Annotated in this window: 14 protein-coding genes; 5 read left to right on the top strand and 9 right to left on the bottom strand. The window is 71.1% G+C overall.

The window, feature by feature from the left end:
- Positions 1 to 604 precede the first annotated feature (604 nt).
- Entirely contained in the window at positions 605 to 1546 is a 942-nt protein-coding gene (locus KGQ19_RS41075) for a nitrilase family protein (RefSeq protein WP_212019665.1), read from the bottom strand.
- Between the two features lie 74 nt (positions 1547 to 1620).
- Between KGQ19_RS41075 and KGQ19_RS41080 the strand changes: the two genes are divergently transcribed.
- Positions 1621 to 2499 (top strand): LysR family transcriptional regulator, encoded by an 879-nt coding sequence (locus tag KGQ19_RS41080; protein WP_212019639.1) that lies wholly within the window; start codon positions 1621 to 1623, stop codon positions 2497 to 2499.
- 79 nt (positions 2500 to 2578) lie between these two features.
- Entirely contained in the window at positions 2579 to 3400 is an 822-nt protein-coding gene (locus KGQ19_RS41085; RefSeq protein WP_212019641.1) for an alpha/beta hydrolase, read from the top strand.
- Positions 3401 to 3470: 70 nt separating this feature from the next.
- Here KGQ19_RS41085 and KGQ19_RS41090 read toward each other — a convergent pair whose 3' ends face one another.
- On the bottom strand, positions 3471 to 4454 hold the full coding sequence (locus KGQ19_RS41090) for a DUF5937 family protein (RefSeq protein WP_212019643.1): 984 nt from the start codon (positions 4452 to 4454) through the stop codon (positions 3471 to 3473).
- Between the two features lie 122 nt (positions 4455 to 4576).
- Here KGQ19_RS41090 and KGQ19_RS41095 point away from each other — a divergent pair, with 122 nt between their 5' ends.
- Both KGQ19_RS41095 and KGQ19_RS41100 read left to right on the top strand, forming a co-directional pair.
- Entirely contained in the window at positions 4577 to 5080 is a 504-nt protein-coding gene (locus tag KGQ19_RS41095; protein WP_212019645.1) for a tetratricopeptide repeat protein, read from the top strand.
- A 21-nt stretch (positions 5081 to 5101) separates the two neighbouring features.
- Positions 5102 to 6133 carry a glycoside hydrolase family 130 protein gene (locus KGQ19_RS41100; protein ID WP_212019647.1) on the top strand — a complete coding sequence of 344 codons (1032 nt, stop codon included), beginning with the start codon at positions 5102 to 5104 and terminating at the stop codon, positions 6131 to 6133.
- Between the two features lie 3 nt (positions 6134 to 6136).
- On the opposite strand, the gene KGQ19_RS41105 is transcribed toward KGQ19_RS41100, so the two are convergent.
- The 7 genes from KGQ19_RS41105 to KGQ19_RS41135 form a co-directional block, all read right to left on the bottom strand.
- Positions 6137 to 7339, bottom strand: coding sequence for a hypothetical protein (locus KGQ19_RS41105; RefSeq protein WP_212019649.1), 1203 nt, complete (start codon positions 7337 to 7339; stop codon positions 6137 to 6139).
- Between the two features lie 72 nt (positions 7340 to 7411).
- Positions 7412 to 8905: an acyl-CoA carboxylase subunit beta gene (locus KGQ19_RS41110; RefSeq protein ID WP_212019651.1), complete on the bottom strand. Its 1494-nt coding sequence runs from the start codon at positions 8903 to 8905 to the stop codon at positions 7412 to 7414.
- Positions 8906 to 8915: 10 nt separating this feature from the next.
- Entirely contained in the window at positions 8916 to 10160 is a 1245-nt protein-coding gene (gene fabF / locus KGQ19_RS41115) for a beta-ketoacyl-ACP synthase II (RefSeq protein WP_212019653.1), read from the bottom strand.
- Between the two features lie 135 nt (positions 10161 to 10295).
- On the bottom strand, positions 10296 to 10544 hold the full coding sequence (locus KGQ19_RS41120) for an acyl carrier protein (RefSeq protein ID WP_212019655.1): 249 nt from the start codon (positions 10542 to 10544) through the stop codon (positions 10296 to 10298).
- An 83-nt stretch (positions 10545 to 10627) separates the two neighbouring features.
- Positions 10628 to 11638: a ketoacyl-ACP synthase III gene (locus KGQ19_RS41125; protein WP_212019657.1), complete on the bottom strand. Its 1011-nt coding sequence runs from the start codon at positions 11636 to 11638 to the stop codon at positions 10628 to 10630.
- Positions 11639 to 11696: 58 nt separating this feature from the next.
- A complete protein-coding gene (locus KGQ19_RS41130; RefSeq protein WP_212019659.1) occupies positions 11697 to 12899 on the bottom strand; it encodes an acyltransferase domain-containing protein in 1203 nt (400 codons plus the stop codon).
- Between the two features lie 80 nt (positions 12900 to 12979).
- Complete coding sequence (locus KGQ19_RS41135) at positions 12980 to 14203, bottom strand: PucR family transcriptional regulator (RefSeq protein WP_212019661.1); 1224 nt, start codon at positions 14201 to 14203, stop codon at positions 12980 to 12982.
- A gap of 220 nt (positions 14204 to 14423) precedes the next feature.
- On the opposite strand from KGQ19_RS41135, the gene KGQ19_RS41140 reads away from it, so the two are divergent.
- On the top strand, positions 14424 to 15866 hold the full coding sequence (locus tag KGQ19_RS41140) for a Rossmann-fold NAD(P)-binding domain-containing protein (protein WP_212019663.1): 1443 nt from the start codon (positions 14424 to 14426) through the stop codon (positions 15864 to 15866).
- Position 15867: the final 1 nt, after the last annotated feature.

Here is a 15867-nt window from a genome sequence, read left to right on the forward strand (position 1 = left end):
TTCGCCTACAGTGCCGGTGGCCGGGGGTCAAGTTCGCGCTATCAAAACCGCAGCTCACACGCATGACCGCAAGCGCGCGGACTTTACCCCCGGACACCGGTGCTGTACCCATCGGGCTGACGACGCGGCCGTGGGGAACGGACCGCACCACCTCAGGGACCGCCGCCGCTGAGACTGACCCGGCCACCCGAGGGAACCGCGCTAGTTTCCCTGAGGTTGCCGAGGCCCGCCGGAGGCCCGGCTCTTCACCATCGCCTTTGACTTTGATCTTGCTCTTGATCTTGCTCGGACTTGCTGGAGTTGAAGAGGCCTGAGGTGGGGCGGGGTTGTGAACGCGCGAACCGGCAGCCGACAAGCACACCCGCCGACCCGAACCCCGAACCGGCACAACTATGACCGAAGGCCGTAAAAAGCTTTGAAACCCACACGCGAACCGCAACCCGGCCCACAAACTCCAGCCTCCACAAGAAGATCCGAACCCCGAACCACCCCAGTCAAGAAGTGCCGCACCCCGCACCCCGCACCGCCAAGTCCGCCAAGGCCGCCAAGTCCACACCGACCATCGCAGCCACAAGCAGCAGGCCAAACGCCGCCCGCCACAGCCCTAACTGAAGCGCGCCGTCCGGGCGTCCACCTCGTCCCCATACTTCGTGATCAGCGGCCGGTACAGCTCCGGCCGCCGGGCCCGGAGCCAGCGCCGGCCGGTCGAGGTCGGGACCAGGTCCAGATCGAGGTCGGCGGTGACCATGGCGTCGGCGGTGGCCCAGGACTCGGCCAGGATTCGGCCGTAGGGGTCGATGATCATCGCGTTTCCGGTGCGGACCTCGTCGTCGTCCCGGCCCACGCCGTTGCTGAAGATCACGAACAGTCCGTTGTCGTGGGCTCGGGATGGCAGCCAGCGCAGCAGCCACTCCCGGCCGTTCGGGCCGCGGAAGGCGTCCTGGGCGGTGGCCGGGTCGGCGTGGCGGTTCTCCCAGACGCTCAGCGGGATCGGCTTCATGCCGTGCGGGCTGACGGAGTTGGTGCCGCCGGTCTGGTGCGGGGCCAGCAGGATCTCGGCGCCGAGTAGGGCGGTGGCGCGGACGTTCTCGATCAGATTGTTGTCGTAACAGATCAGGACTCCGACCCGGACGTCCCATGGCGTGTCGAAGACGGTGTAGCGGGAGCCGGAGGAGATCGCCTCGTGCTCGAAGGCGTGCAGCTTGCGGTGGACGTGGACGGTGCCGTCCGGCAGGCAGACGGCGTAGGCGTTGAACAGCCAGCCGTCGCGCTCGGTGAGTAGGCCCACGCCGATGCCCAGGTGCAGCTCGGCGGCCAGGGCGCTGATCCGGGCGATGCTCGGGCCGTCGTCCGGCTCGGCGGCCTCGTGCAGGTACGCCGCGTCGCGCTTGGTCAGATGCCAGTAGCCGAGCAGGCACATCTCCGGGAAGGCGACGAGCTGGACCCCGTCGGCCGCGGCGGCGCGGGCGAAGTGCTCGACCCGGGCCAGGTTGTACTCCTTGGCCCCGGGACGCGGTTCGAACTGGACGGTTGCGGCTCGAAGCATCATGCGGTCCATCGAAGCGCCGTCACGATCGATGAGTCCAATGACGGTCGGCGGAGGATCGATAAACTGGGGGAATGGAAGACCGGTTGGTGAGGGCCTTCGTCGCGGTCGCGGACCACGGCACGTTCGGCGCGGCCGCGCAGACCCTGGCGGTGACGCAGCCGGCGCTGACCAAGCAGATCCAAGCCCTGGAGGCGCGGATCGGCGGCGCGTTGTTCCGGCGCGGGCGGCTCGGCGCGCGGCTGACCCCGCTGGGCCGCACCCTGCTGCCCGACGCCCGGGACGCGGTCGACCGGCTCGACGCGTTCGAGCTGCGGGCCAAGCGGCTGACCACCGGCGGCGCGGGCCGGCTGGCGCTGGGCTTCGGGCTCTCGACGATCGACATCGCGCCGCGTGCGGTCGCCGAGTTCCGGCGCCGGAACCCGGACGTCGGGGTGACGCTCGACGACATGGCCACGGCGATCCAACTGGAGCGGCTGCGGCGCGGGCAGCTGGACGCCGGATTCGCCCGGCTGCCGGTGGACCCGGACTTGTCCGTGCTCGAACTCGGCACCGACCAGCTGATGCTGGCGGTCCCGGGGAACGCGGACACCGAGCCGGGAGTGCGGGAACTGATCGCCAGACACGGCCTGGTGACGCTGGTGCAGACCAAGGGGCCGGGGTTCGTGAACCAGGTGCAGCGGTACCTGGCGGCCGAGGGCATCAAGCCGCGGGTGGTGCAGCGGGCGAACGACCTGCAGACGGTGATGGCACTGGTGGCGGCGGGCGTCGGGGTGGCGCTGGTGTCGGCCCGGGCGCCGGTCGTGGTGGCGCCGGAGCGGATCCGGTGGCTGACGATCGACCATGAGGCGGCACGGTGGGGCGTCGGTGTGGTGTGGGGCGGCGGAGAGCCCGGACCGGCGCTCGCGGCGTTCTTGGAGGTGACACGGGAGTTGGCGGCCAGCGGGTGGTGAGGCGATGAAAAGAGTCGTGATTTCTCTGCAATAGAGCGATAGTCTCTGCGCAAAGATTCAATGGAGGGGGCTCCGGTTGATGGAGAGAATCCGCGCACCGTTCATCGACGCGGCGGGCGTCGCGCACTACCGCAACATCACCGTCTCCCGGATCCAGGGATACCGGCCGCTACACGCAGATCTGCGGGTACCGCCGGGTGAGGGTCGCAGGCCTCTCGTAGCCTTCCTGCACGGCGGGGCCTTCTGGAGTGGCTCGCGCGTGGACCTGCCGGATCCCCTGGACGCGCTGGAGTCGCCCGGGTTCTACGAGCGGGTGCTGGCGCGCGGGTATGCCGTGGCCGACGTCGACTATCGGCTGTCGGCGGAGGCGGTGTTCCCGGCGCAGCTGGAAGACGTCGAAAGCACGCTGCGACGACTGCGCGCGGGGGCCGACGAGCTCGGCCTGGACGTCGGACGCTTCGCGGTGTGGGGCGAGTCGGCCGGCGGAACCCTGGCCGCGCTGGCGGGTCTCGACAAGGGTTCCGACGTCCCGATCCACGCGGTCGTCGACTGGTACGCCCCGACCGACTTCACCAGGCGGATCGGCGACGCGGACCGCCCCGGCCACCCCATCTACGAACTGCTCGACGGCGCGAGGCGCGGGTACCCGGACCGGGCCCGGGCGGCCAGCCCGGTGCACCAGGTCCACGCGGCCGCACCGCCGTTCCTGCTCATGCACGGCACGGCGGACTCGGGCGTTCCCTACAGCGAGAGCGAGAACCTGGCGGCAGCGCTGCGGGCGGTCGGTGTCCGGGCCGATCTCGTCCCGGTCGAGGACGCGGGGCATGTGATGGAGGGCGCCGGCGATGTCGGCGGCCTGGTGGACCGCGTTCTGGACTTCCTTGACGATGTTCTGCGCTAGCACCGAACGATGTTCTGCGCTAGCGCCGCTCTCGGCTAGCGCAGAACATCGTGGCTAGCGCGGCTCTGGGCTAGCGTCCCTCAACCACCCGATCGCCCAACTCAGTCCGCCGATAGCGGATCTCGTGCCGATGCCGCTCGCCGACGACCATGCCCGCGTCGCGCAGCACGCCGAGGTGCTCCGACACGGTCCCCAGCGCGAGCGCGTGCCGGTGCGCCAGACGGCTGGTCGACGCCGGCTCGTCGAGCCCGGTGAGCAGGTGTGCGCGGGTCCGCCCCACGAGCCTGGTCAGGGCGGCGGCCGGGGTGCCGCGTCGGGGCTCGAAGGCGTTGCCCAGGCCGCGCGCCGGGTAGACGAGCGTCGGCTGCCACGGCGGGTCGGTGATGACGATCACCTCATCCCACTTGAACGCGCTCGGCATCAGGATCAGACCGCGGCCGTCCAGGTCGTGGTGCTCGTCGCCGCCCGGGTCGCGGATCAGGGTGTCGCCGGTCCAGTGGACGGTCGGGTGCAGGTCGGCGAACAGCGCGTCCAGGCCGCCCTCGGCCAGGCGTCGGGACTGGTGGGCCACGTCCGCCTCCAGCAGCGCTCGGATCCGCGGCCAGTGCGGGGCGACCAGGGTCTGCCACGCGGCTCGGATCAGCTGCGTCAGCAGGCTGAGGACCTCGGCCGGGTCGCCGAGCAGCAGCCGGCCGGTCGGGGTGTCGCGGCTGCCGGGCGGCGCGTAGCGCAGCGCCAGCTCGATCTCGCGGCGCACCACCGGCGCCGGGGTCGCGGCGATGCGGGTCAGCTCGGCGTCGAAGTCGCCGACCGGCGCGGTCGGCGGCGGGGCCAGGAAGTCGGGGGTGTAGCCGCGGCGGGGTTGCAGCAGGACGATCGGATCCAGCCCGAGGCCGGGCAGGGCCGGGCGGACGCTCTCCAGCCAGCGGCCGTGCGCGCCCGGGCCCTGGGAGCCGGTCGCGTCGCGGATCGCGGACAGTGTTTCGAAGGCCGGGGAGACAGCGAAGCGGCATCGTGCCAGGTCGGCCGGGCCGAAGCCGAGACTGACGGCCATCTGGACGCCTCCTCGCCACGCGTTGGGTCTTTCGGCGGTAGCCGAAAGACTTTCGATGATCCTAGCGCCCCGGCACGATCTTCCTCGTACCGCAGAACACTTTTCTGAAATGGGGAACCGCCATGACCGCCGACCTGAAGACCGACGTCAACCGCCGGGTCGCCGCCTTGTTCGCCGCGATCGACGACTACGAGGAGGAGAAGTTCATCGCCGAGGTGGACGCGCTGGCCGCCGGACTGCCCGAGGGCGACGCCGATGCGATCTTCCACCGGGGCTGCGCCCGCGACAGCTGGGGCCACTCCGACCTGGCCGTGCCGATGTACGCGCGGGCGCTGGAGCTCGGCGGGCTGACCGGGGAGAACCGGCGGCGGGCCGTGATCCAGATGTCCAGCTCGCTGCGGAACATCGGGCGGGTCGAGGACGGCCTGGCGCACCTGCTCAAGGAGAAGGAGACCGGCGGCCAGGACCACCTGTCCGACGCGCTGGACTGCACGATCGCGCTGTGTCTGGCCACCCTGGGCCGCGAGCGCGAAGGGCTGTCGCTGGTGCTCGTGGCGCTGGCCGAGCACCTGCCGCGCTACAACCGGTCGATGGCGAACTACGGCAGGCTGCTGCTGGAAGACTGAGTTCTACGGCAGGATGTCTGCATGTTGATGAAGCGCCATCCCGCCAACCCGATCCTGCGTCGCAACCCCGACCGGCCGTGGGAGGCCGGCTCGGTGCTCAACGGCACGGTCGTCCGGGGCGCGGACGGCGTCATCCACATGCTGTACCGCGCCACCAACGGAGTCGAGTTCACCACGGCCGGGGAGTACGTCTCCTCGATCGGCATCGCCGACAGCACCGACGGCGTCAACTTCACCCGCCGCCCGGAGCCGCTGATCGCCCCGGACCAGCCCTACGAGCACGGCCTGGGCTGCGAGGACCCGCGCGTGGTGTTCCTCGACGGCGAGTACTTCATCTACTACACGGCGGTGGAGGGCACGCCGCCGGACATCAAGGTCCGCATCGCCCTGGCGACCACCCCGGACCTGCGCGCCGACACCGTCACCAAGCACGGCGTCGTCGGCCCGCGGGGCGCGCCGTCGAAGGCGGCGACCCTGCTCCCCGAGGCGGTCGGCGGCAAGTACCTGTGGTTCTTCACCTGGTGCTCCGACACCCCCGGCGCGGCGATCATCCACACCGCGTTCGACGACCTGGCCGCGGTCAAGAACCCGCCGCCGGGCCACGTCGCCGCTGCGGTCGACGCCTACGACCACAGCGCGGTCCTGATCCCCGGCGACCGTGCGGAGCTGGTGAAGAAGCGGGTCCGCCGCGGCCCGGAACTCGGCGCCCCGCCGATCCGCACTGACGAGGGCTGGCTGTTCTTCTACTGCAACTCCGACAGCGAGGAGGAGCCGGAGTGGCAGATCAGCGTGGCGCTCCTGGACCTGGCGGAGCCGTGGAAGGTGATCGCCCGCACCCCCGCCCCGCTGCTGACCCCGCAGACGGAGAGCGAGCTGACCGGCGTCGTGAACCGCGTGACGTTCCCGTCCGGGGCGCTCGTCATCGACGGCACGGTGCATCTGTACTACGGCAGCGGGGACCAGGGGATCTGCTTGGCGACGTGCGAGCTCGACGCGTTGCTGAGCCACTTGAAGACGTTCCCGGAGCGGAACGACGGGCCTTGCGTGGGGTGACGATCAATGCTTGATGAGGTCGAGGGCCGCCGTGAAGTCAGTGGCCGCCCCACCGAAGTCCTGACGTGTCGCCCGGTACTGCGCACGGTCCAGCAGTGCGCGGGCAAGCAGTTCTGGGGCCGCTTCGGACCCGCCACACAGGGCTTCTTCAGCGAGCCCCACGCCTTCGTCGAAGGGTTCTGCGAGGCGTTCGGGCCTGTGTCGCAGGAACTCGGACGCGAGCCGGACCGTCGCGCGGCGATGGCGGATCACCCGATCCGGACCGTGGGGCAGGGCGGAAGCTTCGGCGAGGAGAGTTTCGGCCTCGGCATGGAAGCGCGGGCGTAGTCCGGGCGACCACCAGTAGCTTCCATAGGAGTAGCCGGGCTCGCCGTCGGTACGGGGTGGTTCGTCGGCTCGGGTTGAGCAGACGAGGAAGTGGTTCAGGGCGGCCATGAACCTGACCGGTCGGCCGGATTCATCGTGACGGGGCAGTGTCGAAAGCACGGCGCAGGCCTCGTCCAGCGTGGCGGCGCGGGCGGCGGGGTTCCCCGCGGCCTGGTGGATGCGGGCCAGATGGACCAGGGAACATAGGTCGGGGCCGTATTTCGACTGCTTGGACACCAGGTGCGCGGAGAACACGGCGACCGCCTCGTCGAAGCGTCCGAGCACTTCGAGTGCGTCGGTCAGCTCGAGGACTATCCAGGGTAAGCCAGCTGAATAGCTCAGTGCCCGCTCATACTCCAGTGCCTCGTACCAGAGCTCGACGGCTTCAGCGTGCCGGCTTGATTCCGCCAGTGCGGTGGGCCACGCGTCCCAGTGGTTCTTGTGAGGTGGAAAGCGTTCGAGTCTCGAACGCAGCCCGCGGTACTGCTCCAGCTCTGCGAAGACCCGCATCGCATCAGCCGAACGCCCCAGGGTTTGCAGACATCTGGCCTGCGTCACGATCGCCTCGATCACCAACCCCGGCCAGGTGGGCTCGGTGTCCTTGATCTGCCGGGCGGCGACCACTGCCTCTTCTATGAGCGGTAGTCGCAGCTCGGCGTGATCTCGGAAGAATCCAGAGTGCTTGAGCAACTGGGTGACGAGCCCAGTGGTGTACGAGTCGGGAAACGCCCGCGCCATCACGCGCGAGGCATTCACCGTCCTCTCAGTGACCTCGCCCCGCGCGGACATCAGAGTCCCGCGCGCATAGTCGATCGCGATGTCGTCCGGTCGATCCGCCACCAAGCACCCCCGAAAAGAATCAGCCCCCGACTGGCGCGGAAACGCGCAAATCGGGGGTCGAACCTGCGACAGCTACAGCGGGATGTTCCCATGCTGCCCGCGCACCAAAGCGTCCCCGCCGAGCCCGCCCGGCGCCGCGGCGATGGCCGCCGCGATCGCGCTGCGCGAGGCGCCCGGCTCCACGACCTCGTCCACCACGCCGATCTCGATCGCGCGCTGGACGCCGCCGGAGACCTTTTCGTGCTCGGCCGCGAGTTCCTGTTCCATCTGCGGGCGGATGTCGTCGGAGACCTCGGCGAGCTTGCGGCGGTGGATGATGCGGACCGCGGCGACCGCGCCCATGACCGCGACTTCGGCGGTCGGCCAGGCGAAGACCTTCGTGGCGCCCAGGGCCCGGGAGTTCATCGCGATGTAGGCCCCGCCGTAGGTCTTGCGGGTCACCAGGGTCACCCGCGGGACCACGCACTCGGCGAAGGCGTGCAGGAGCTTCGCGCCGCGGCGGACCACGCCGTCCCATTCCTGGCCGACGCCCGGCAGGTAGCCCGGGACGTCCACCAGGACGATCAGCGGGACGCCGAAGGCGTCGCACATGCGCACGAAGCGGGCTGCCTTCTCCGCCGAGGCCGAGTCCAGGCAGCCGCCCAGGCGCAGCGGGTTGTTGGCGATGACGCCGACCGTGCGGCCGCCGAAGCGGCCCAGGGCGGTCACCACGTTCGGGGCCCACTTGGGGTGCAGTTCCACGCCGCTCTTGTCGAACACCGCGTTCACCAGCGGGTGCACGTCGTAGGCGCGCTTCGGGGAGGCCGGGAGCAGGTGCGCCAGGTCGCGGTCCTCGACCGCGGCGGCGTCCAGGGTGCCCTGGCTCCCCAGCAGTGCCGCGAGCTTGCGGGCGCTGCTGTACGCGGCGTCGTCGGTCTCGGCCACCACGTGCACGACGCCGGAGCGCCGGCCGTGCGGTTCCGGGCCGCCCAGGCGCAGCGCGTCCACGTCCTCGCCGGTAACCGAGCGGACCACGTCCGGGCCGGTGACGAAGATGCGGCCGGCCGGGCCCAGGATCACGATGTCGGTCAGCGCCGGGCCGTAGGCGGCGCCGCCGGCGGCCGGGCCCAGGACCACGGAGATCTGCGGGATCTTGCCGCTGGCCCGGGTCATGGCCGCGAAGACCTGGCCCACGGCGTGCAGCGAGGCCACGCCTTCCTGCAGCCGGGCGCCCGAGGAGTGGAAGAGGGCGATGATCGGGCTGCCGTCGGCCAGCGCCCGCTCGTAGGCGGTCAGGATGACCTGGCAGCCGGTCTGGCCCATGGCGCCGGCCTGGATGGTCGCGTCGGAGGCGTAGGCGACCGCGGGGGTGCCGTCGACCAGACCGGTGGCGGCCAGGAAGCCGGAGTCGTCGGCCGGGGTCAGCAACTCGCAGCTGCCGGCGTCGAACAGCCGCTCCAGGCGCTTGGCCGGGTTGCGGGGGTCCTCTTCGCGGGACGGCTTGGCGGAAGCGGAAGCGGAAGCGGAAGCGGCGGGGGCGGCCGGCGCCGGGATCCCCGGCGCCGCGACGGTTTCGGTTAAAGGCATCTCAGCGTCCTCAGACCGAACGGAAGGCCAGGACCACGTTGTGCCCCCCGAACCCGAAGGAGTCGTTCAGCGCCGCGATCTGGCCCTCCGGCAGGGCCCGCGGCTTGTCGCGGACGATGTCCAGGGTGACTTCCGGGTCCAGCTCGTCGATGTTGATCGTCGGCGGGGCCTGGCGGTGGTACAGGGCCAGCACGGTGGCCACCGACTCGATCGCGCCGGTGCCGCCGAGCAGGTGGCCGTGCATCGACTTGGTGGCCGAGATCGCCACGTCCTCGGCGTCGTCGCCCAGGATCTTGCGGAAGGCCTTGATCTCGGCGAGGTCGCCGAGCGGGGTGCTGGTGGCGTGCGCGTTCAGGTGCCGGACGTCGGCCGGGGTCAGGTCCGCGTCGGCCAGCGCGAAGGCCAGCGCCTCGGCGACGCCGCGGCCGGTGGGCTCGGGCTGGGCGATGTCGTGGGAGTCGGCGGTGAAGCCGACGCCGGCGACCTCGGCGTAGACCCGGGCGCCGCGGGCGGCGGCGTGCTCGGCGGACTCCAGGACCAGGATGCCGGAGCCCTCGCCCAGGACGAAGCCGTTCCGGGCGACGTCGAAGGGCCGGGAGGCGTGCTCGGGGTCGTCGTTGTCCTTGGACAGCGCCATCATGTTGGCGAACGCCGCGATCGGCAGCGGGTGGATGGCGGCCTCGGTGCCGCCGGCCAGGACCACGTCGGCGCGGCCGGAGCGGATCATCTCCACCGCGTGGCCGACCGCCTCGGCGCCGGTGGCGCAGGCCGAGACCGGCGCGTGCACGCCGGCCCGGGCGTCGAACTCCAGGCCGACGTAGGCCGCCGGGGAGTTCGGCATGAGCATCGGGACGGTGCGCGGGCCGACCGCGCGCGGGCCCTTGGCCAGCAGCGCGTCGTAGGCGTTCAGCAGCGTGGTGACGCCGCCGATGCCGGAGCCGACCATCACCCCGAGCCGCCCCGGCTCGGCGAACTTGCCCTCGAAGCCGGCGTCCTTCCAGGCCTCGCGGGCGGCGATCAGGGCGAACTGCGCGGAGCGGTCCAGCCGCCGCATCTCCACCGGCTTCAGGTGTTCCGAGGGCTCCACCGCGACCCGGGCGGCGAACCGCACCGGCAGGTCCGCGGCCCAGTCCTCGGTCAGATTGCGTGCCCCGGAGCGTCCGGCCAGCAACCCGTCCCAGAACGAGGTGGCGTCCCCGCCCAGCGGCGTGGTCGCACCGACCCCGGTGACGACGACAGACTTGCGTGCAGTCACGAGCCTTTACCTTCTATCTGGTGGTTTTACGGTTCTGCCGGCCGGACGGCCGTATCGCGGGTGCTACGGGTACTGCGGATACCGCTGGTACTACGGGTACTGCGTTACTGCGTTACCGCGGGCCTATCGCGTGGCTCAGGCCTGGTTCTTCTGGATGTAGCCGACCGCGTCGCCCACCGTGGACAGGTCCTTGACGGCGTCGTCCGGGATCTTCACGCCGAACTTCTCCTCGGCGGCCACGACGACCTCGACCATGGTCAGCGAGTCGACGTCCAGGTCACCGGTGAAGGACTTGTCCAGCTGGACCTCCTCCTTGTCGACACCCGCGACTTCTTCGACGATCTCGGCCAGGTCGGCAAGGATCTCTTCCTGGGTCAGAGCCATTGTGTGGCGCTCCTTCGTTGTCTTCTTCTTAGGTGGTGGGTTCCGCGAGCCGCGGGCCCTGGGTGAGATTAACGGGTGAGGCTTTACGGCAGAGCAACGACCTGCGCCGCGTACACCAGGCCGGCGCCGAAGCCGATCAGCAGGGCCAGCCCGCCGCTGGGCGCGGTGCCGTCGGCCAGCATGCGCTCCATGGCCAGCGGGATGGTGGCCGCGGAGTTGTTGCCGTACTCGGCGATGGTGCGGGCGACCGGGACCTCCTCGGGCAGGCCCAGCACCTTCACCAGCCGGTCGGTGATGCGGTTGTTGGCCTGGTGCGGGATGAACGCGTCCAGGTCGCTCGCCGTGATACCGGCCTCGGCCAGCGCCTTCAGCGAGACCTCGGCCATCTGGTAGGAGGCCCAGCGGAAGACCGCCTGGCCCTCCATGCGCAGGAACGGCCCGCGGACCTCGTCCGAGCCGTCCTCGGCCTCGGGCTTGTCGTTCCACGGGAAGGTCTGGGTGATGGTGTCGTACTTGTCGCCCTCGGCGCCCCACACCACCGGGCCGATCCCGGGCGTGTCGGACGGGCCGATCACCACCGCGCCGGCGCCGTCGCCGAACAGGAAGGCGGTGCCGCGGTCGTGGATGTCGGTCAGATCGCTCAGCCGCTCCACGCCGATCACCAGGACGTACTCCGCGGAGCCGGCCTTGACCATGTCCGAGGCCTGCGCCACGCCGTAGCAGAAGCCCGCGCAGCCGGCCGAGATGTCGTAGGCGGCGCCGTTGGTGCCCAGCCGGTCGGCGACCAGACAGGCCAGCGCCGGGGTCTGGTGGAAGTGCGAGACCGTGGAGACGATGATCGCGCCGAGCTGGTCCCCGGAGATCCCGGCGGCGGCCAGCGCCTTGCCCGCGGACTGCACGGACATCTCCAGGACCGTCTCCTCCGGGGTGCCCCAGCGGCGCTCGGCGATGCCCGAGCGGGTCCGGATCCACTCGTCGGAGGAGTCGATCCAGGTGATCACCTCGTCGTTGGTGACGACCCGGCTGGGCACGTAGCCCCCGACGCCCATGATGCGGGTGTGGGCCGCGCCCTGCTTCTCCTTGATGACTGCCATGATCGGATCCCCTTTTGTCGAACGTCGGGCCGGCCGAGAGTTTCTTTCCTCGCCCGGCCTAGCCGAACGAGCCTGTCGGATGGACGCGCAGCAGCGGCTGCCCCGGCGCGACCGGATCCCCGTCCTCCACGAGCCATTCGAGGATCTCGCCCTCGTGTTTCGCGGTGATCTCGTGCTTGTCACCGCGCGCGACGACCGTGGCCACCGCGGTGTCCGGCTCGAGCTTGTCCCCGGCCCGGACCTCGCCCAGGTGCACGGTGCCGCCGTGCGGGGCGATCACCAGGCGCCAGGTCGGGGCGGCGTCCAGCGAGTCGGCGTCGCCGGGCTCGGCGTGCTCGGCGATGAACTCGCGGGCGGCGTCCAGGTTGTCCGGGGTCTTCAGGGCGAAGGTCTGCACGCCCTTGAGCGCGCGCTTGGCCAGCCCGGTCAGGGTGCCGGCCGGCGACACCTCCAGGATGCCGGTGGCGCCCAGGTCGGCGAACGTCTCCATGCACAGGTCCCAGCGCACCGGGTTCGACACCTGCGCCACCAGGCGGCGCAGCACCTCGCGGCCGTCGTGCACGACCGCGCCGTCGGCGTTGGACACCAGGCGGGTGCGCGGGTCGCGGGTGGTGATGCCCTTGGCCAGCTTGGCCAACTGCTCCACGGCCGAGCCCATGTGCTGGGTGTGGAAGGCGCCGGCGACGCTGAGCGCGCGCAGCCGGGCCCCGGCCGGGCCGTCGTCGCCGAACCGCGCCAGGTCCTCCAGGGTGCCGGCGGCGACGATCTGGCCGGCGCCGTTGTTGTTGGCCGGGATCAGGTGGTGCTCGGCGATCTTGGCCAGCACCTCGTCCCGGTCGCCGCCCAGGACCGCGGTCATGCCGGTCGGGGTGACCGCGGCGGCCTGCGCCATGAGCCGGCCGCGCTCGCGGACGAAGACCATGGCGGACTCGGCGCTGATCACGCCGGCGCCGGCGGCCGCGGCGATCTCGCCGACGGAGTGCCCGCCGACCGCGCCGACCCGGCCGGCGGCGGAGTAGGCGTCACTGGGATGCGGGAACAGCGCCAGCGCCGAGGCGATGCCGGCGGCGACCAGCAGCGGCTGGGCGATCGCGGTGTCCTTGATGGCCTCGGCGTCCGCTTCGGTGCCGTAGTGCACCAGGTCCAGCCCGGACACGGCGGACCACCAGGTCAGCCGGTCGGCGAAACCGGGGACTTCGAGCCATGGGGTGAGGAAACCGGGAGTCTGGGCACCCTGGCCCGGCGCGACGAGAACTAGCACGGAATTCACTCTGGTTCGTCCACCGCCATATTGCCTTTAGCGGGGCGGACGAAGATCATGGTCTGGATCTTGGAGGGTTCCTACAAACCGGTTCCGGGCCCGGCAAGCCTTCCCAAGGCCAGCGCCATATGGAGGGTGAACGCCGCGCGCGGTTGTGCCGGGTTCAGACCTGTGAGGTCGCTCACCCTTTTCAGCCGATACCGCACGGTGTTGGGGTGTACGAAGAGCATCCGCGCCGCGCTTTCCAGCGAAGCGGCCTGCTCCAGATACGCCGAGACGGTCTCCAGCAACGCGGCTCCGGCCGATTCCAGCGGCCGGTACACCTCGGTGACCAGTTGCGCCTTCGCGGCGTCGTCCCCGGCCAGGGCGCGTTCCGGCAGCAGTTCGGCGGCCAGCACCGGGCGCGGCGCGTCCGGCCAGGCCCCGGCCGCCCGCAGCGCGGACAGGGCGGCTTGGGCGGAAATGCCCGCCGACAGGAGGTCTTCGACAACCGGGCCGATCACCAGCGGACCCGGCCCGAACTCGTTGGCCAGGGCCCGGGTCGCGGTCAGCGGATCGTCGGCGCCGCCGATGATCACCACCAGCCGGTCCGACTGCACCCCGGTGAGCACGGTCAGCCGGGCCCGGCGCGCGGCCCGGTGCACGGCGTCGGCCACCAGCGCGGTGTGCTGCCGGACGTTGTCCCGGTTGTCCAGCGGCTTCGGGGTGGCGCCGACCACGACCACCAGGCCCGAGGCGCTGTCCCAGCCCAGGGCCGCGGCCCGGGAGCGCACGGTGTCGTCCAGCACGTCGCCGCGCATCAGTTCGTCGACGACCAGCGCCTCCAGCCGGGCGTCCCAGGCCCCGCGCAGCTCCGCGGCCTGCGCGTAGACCTGCGCGGCGGCGAAGGCGATCTCGCGGGAGTAGCGCAGCATGCCCTCGCGCAGCGCGGCCTGCTCGGCCGGGCCCTGCGCGATCTGGCCGATGCCCTCCTCGACCACCTCTATGGTCGTGCGGACCAGTTCGACGGTCTGGCGCAGGGTCACCGTGCGGGTCAGCTCGCGCGGGGCGGTGCCGAAGACGTCGGCGCTGATCGCGGTGCGGTCCTGCGGGTTGCGGAACCACTCGACGAAGGCCGCGATACCGGCCTGCACCACCAGGCCGATCCACGAGCGGTTGTCCGGCGGCATGGCCCGGTACCAGGCCAGGCGCTCCTCCATCCGCTGGATCGCCACCCCCGCCAGCGAGCCGATCGACTTCTCCAGACGCCGGACCGCGGCCGCCCGTTGGGCGGGGGTGAGGTTGTCTGTGGTGCCCGTGGTCATCTCCTTATTCTTGCTCACGGGATGGGACGGCCGTGTCCATGTTCGCCGGCGCCGCTGGACGCGGTGGCGAGGCCGGCGACGTCGCGGCTGGTCCGGGCCGCGGGGGTGTGTGACATGACGCACAAGGTTCCGGCCGGTGTTTCGTCGTATGCATGACTAGTCGCGAACGAGTGCGTGGTGAACCGGTCATTCCATGTCAATCTGGTATACGTGGGCTGTGATGGACACGCACCACCGGAGCACCGCGACCGCGATCACCGAGCTTCAGGGCACCGCCGAGCAGGGCCGTCTGGTGCTGACCGAGGTGCTGGACCGGATCGAGGCGGCGTTCCCGGCCGCGGCGCGGCGGCACCGGCTCGGGCCCGGGGCGTGGCTGGTGCCGCTGGCCGACGCCGACGCCGACGGTGACGGCGACGGCGACCACCATGGCAGCATGCTGATTGCGATCGCTCCGGCCAGCCGGCCGCGCGACCGCGGGAACGCGCAGTTGGTGCTGTCCGCGACGGTTCTGGGGCGGGCGGGGATCGGCGAGGCGGACGCGGCACGGGCTCTGGGGTGCTTGGACGGCGTGCCGTTCACCGGGCTGGAGACGGATGCCTTCGCCAAGCAGTCGCCGTTGCTGGCCGGGCTGCCGGAGCAGATGAAGGACAAGCCGCTCGGCGAGTGCGGGGTGGTGTTGGTCGGGCCGCTGCTGTCGGATCTGGTGGTGCAGGCCCGGACGCTGATCGCGTTGGGCGCCCGGCCCGAGGCGATGACGGTACTGAAGAAGGAGTACCCCTACAAACTCCGGTCGCGGGTCGAGGCGCACCTGGCCGGGCTGGGGATCGCGGTGTCGCCGGTGACGGAGGCCGAGGCCGCCTTACGGCTGCACACCGCGCGGGTGTCGGAGCCGAGCGTGGTGATCGATGACGGCGGGCATGTGCTGCCGACGCTGATGCGGTCGGCGGCGGAGCTGTTGCCGTTCTTTCGGGGCGTGGTCGAGCAGTCGATGGCGGGTATCGAAGAGCTCGAAGACATTGTTTGCCCGGATACTGATCCGCCTGTGTCAGTCCCCGTGTTCAGCGTGGCTCAGAGTGCTGTGAAGCGCGGGATCGACGCGCACTGGATCGCCGAGACCGTGGTGCGTTCGGCCCGGCAGGCGTTGCCGGGGGAGGGCTTCGACGGGGTGCCGGCGCTGGTCATCGGGTTCGGGACGGTCGGGCAGCGGGTGGCCGCGACGTTGCGGGGACAGCGGATGCGGGTCGCGGTGCACGACACCGAGTGGCGAAGGCTCGTGGCGGCCCATGAGGCCGGGTACCTGACGGCGCCGGATCTGCCGGCGTTGCTGGACGGGCATCGGCCGGTGCTGATCGTGTCCGCCACCGGGCGGACCGGGCTGGGCGGCGAGGACCTGGACTTCCTGCCGGGGGAGTGCTTCGTCGTGAGCGTGTCGGGGCGGGCTTCGGAGATCGACATGCCGGGGCTGGCGTTGCGGGCCGAGCAGATCGATGAGGTGACCGGGGTCGGGGCCCGGTATGAGTTGCCGAACGGGCCGGTGACCGTGCTGGCCGACGGGATCCCGGTGAACGCGCCGTGCGGCGACCGGATTCCGGCCCGGCAGTCGGATCTGACGATGGCCGCGGTGGTCTGGGGCGCGTGCGCGCTGGCCCGTTGCTGGCCCTGAT

The organism is Catenulispora pinistramenti, assembly GCF_018274385.1.
Classification (GTDB): Bacteria; Actinomycetota; Actinomycetes; order Streptomycetales; family Catenulisporaceae; genus Catenulispora; species Catenulispora pinistramenti.

Bases quoted from the DNA above. Each gene is read 5' to 3' on its own strand.
- KGQ19_RS41075 (WP_212019665.1), bottom strand. From the start codon at position 1,546: ATGCTTCGAGCCGCAACCGTCCAGTTCGAACCGCGTCCCGGGGCCAAG.
- KGQ19_RS41080 (WP_212019639.1), top strand. From the start codon at position 1,621: ATGGAAGACCGGTTGGTGAGGGCCTTCGTCGCGGTCGCGGACCACGGC.
- KGQ19_RS41085 (WP_212019641.1), top strand. From the start codon at position 2,579: ATGGAGAGAATCCGCGCACCGTTCATCGACGCGGCGGGCGTCGCGCAC.
- KGQ19_RS41090 (WP_212019643.1), bottom strand. From the start codon at position 4,454: ATGGCCGTCAGTCTCGGCTTCGGCCCGGCCGACCTGGCACGATGCCGC.
- KGQ19_RS41095 (WP_212019645.1), top strand. From the start codon at position 4,577: ATGACCGCCGACCTGAAGACCGACGTCAACCGCCGGGTCGCCGCCTTG.
- KGQ19_RS41100 (WP_212019647.1), top strand. From the start codon at position 5,102: ATGTTGATGAAGCGCCATCCCGCCAACCCGATCCTGCGTCGCAACCCC.
- KGQ19_RS41110 (WP_212019651.1), bottom strand. From the start codon at position 8,905: ATGCCTTTAACCGAAACCGTCGCGGCGCCGGGGATCCCGGCGCCGGCC.
- KGQ19_RS41120 (WP_212019655.1), bottom strand. From the start codon at position 10,544: ATGGCTCTGACCCAGGAAGAGATCCTTGCCGACCTGGCCGAGATCGTC.
- KGQ19_RS41125 (WP_212019657.1), bottom strand. From the start codon at position 11,638: ATGGCAGTCATCAAGGAGAAGCAGGGCGCGGCCCACACCCGCATCATG.
- KGQ19_RS41135 (WP_212019661.1), bottom strand. From the start codon at position 14,203: ATGACCACGGGCACCACAGACAACCTCACCCCCGCCCAACGGGCGGCC.
- KGQ19_RS41140 (WP_212019663.1), top strand. From the start codon at position 14,424: ATGGACACGCACCACCGGAGCACCGCGACCGCGATCACCGAGCTTCAG.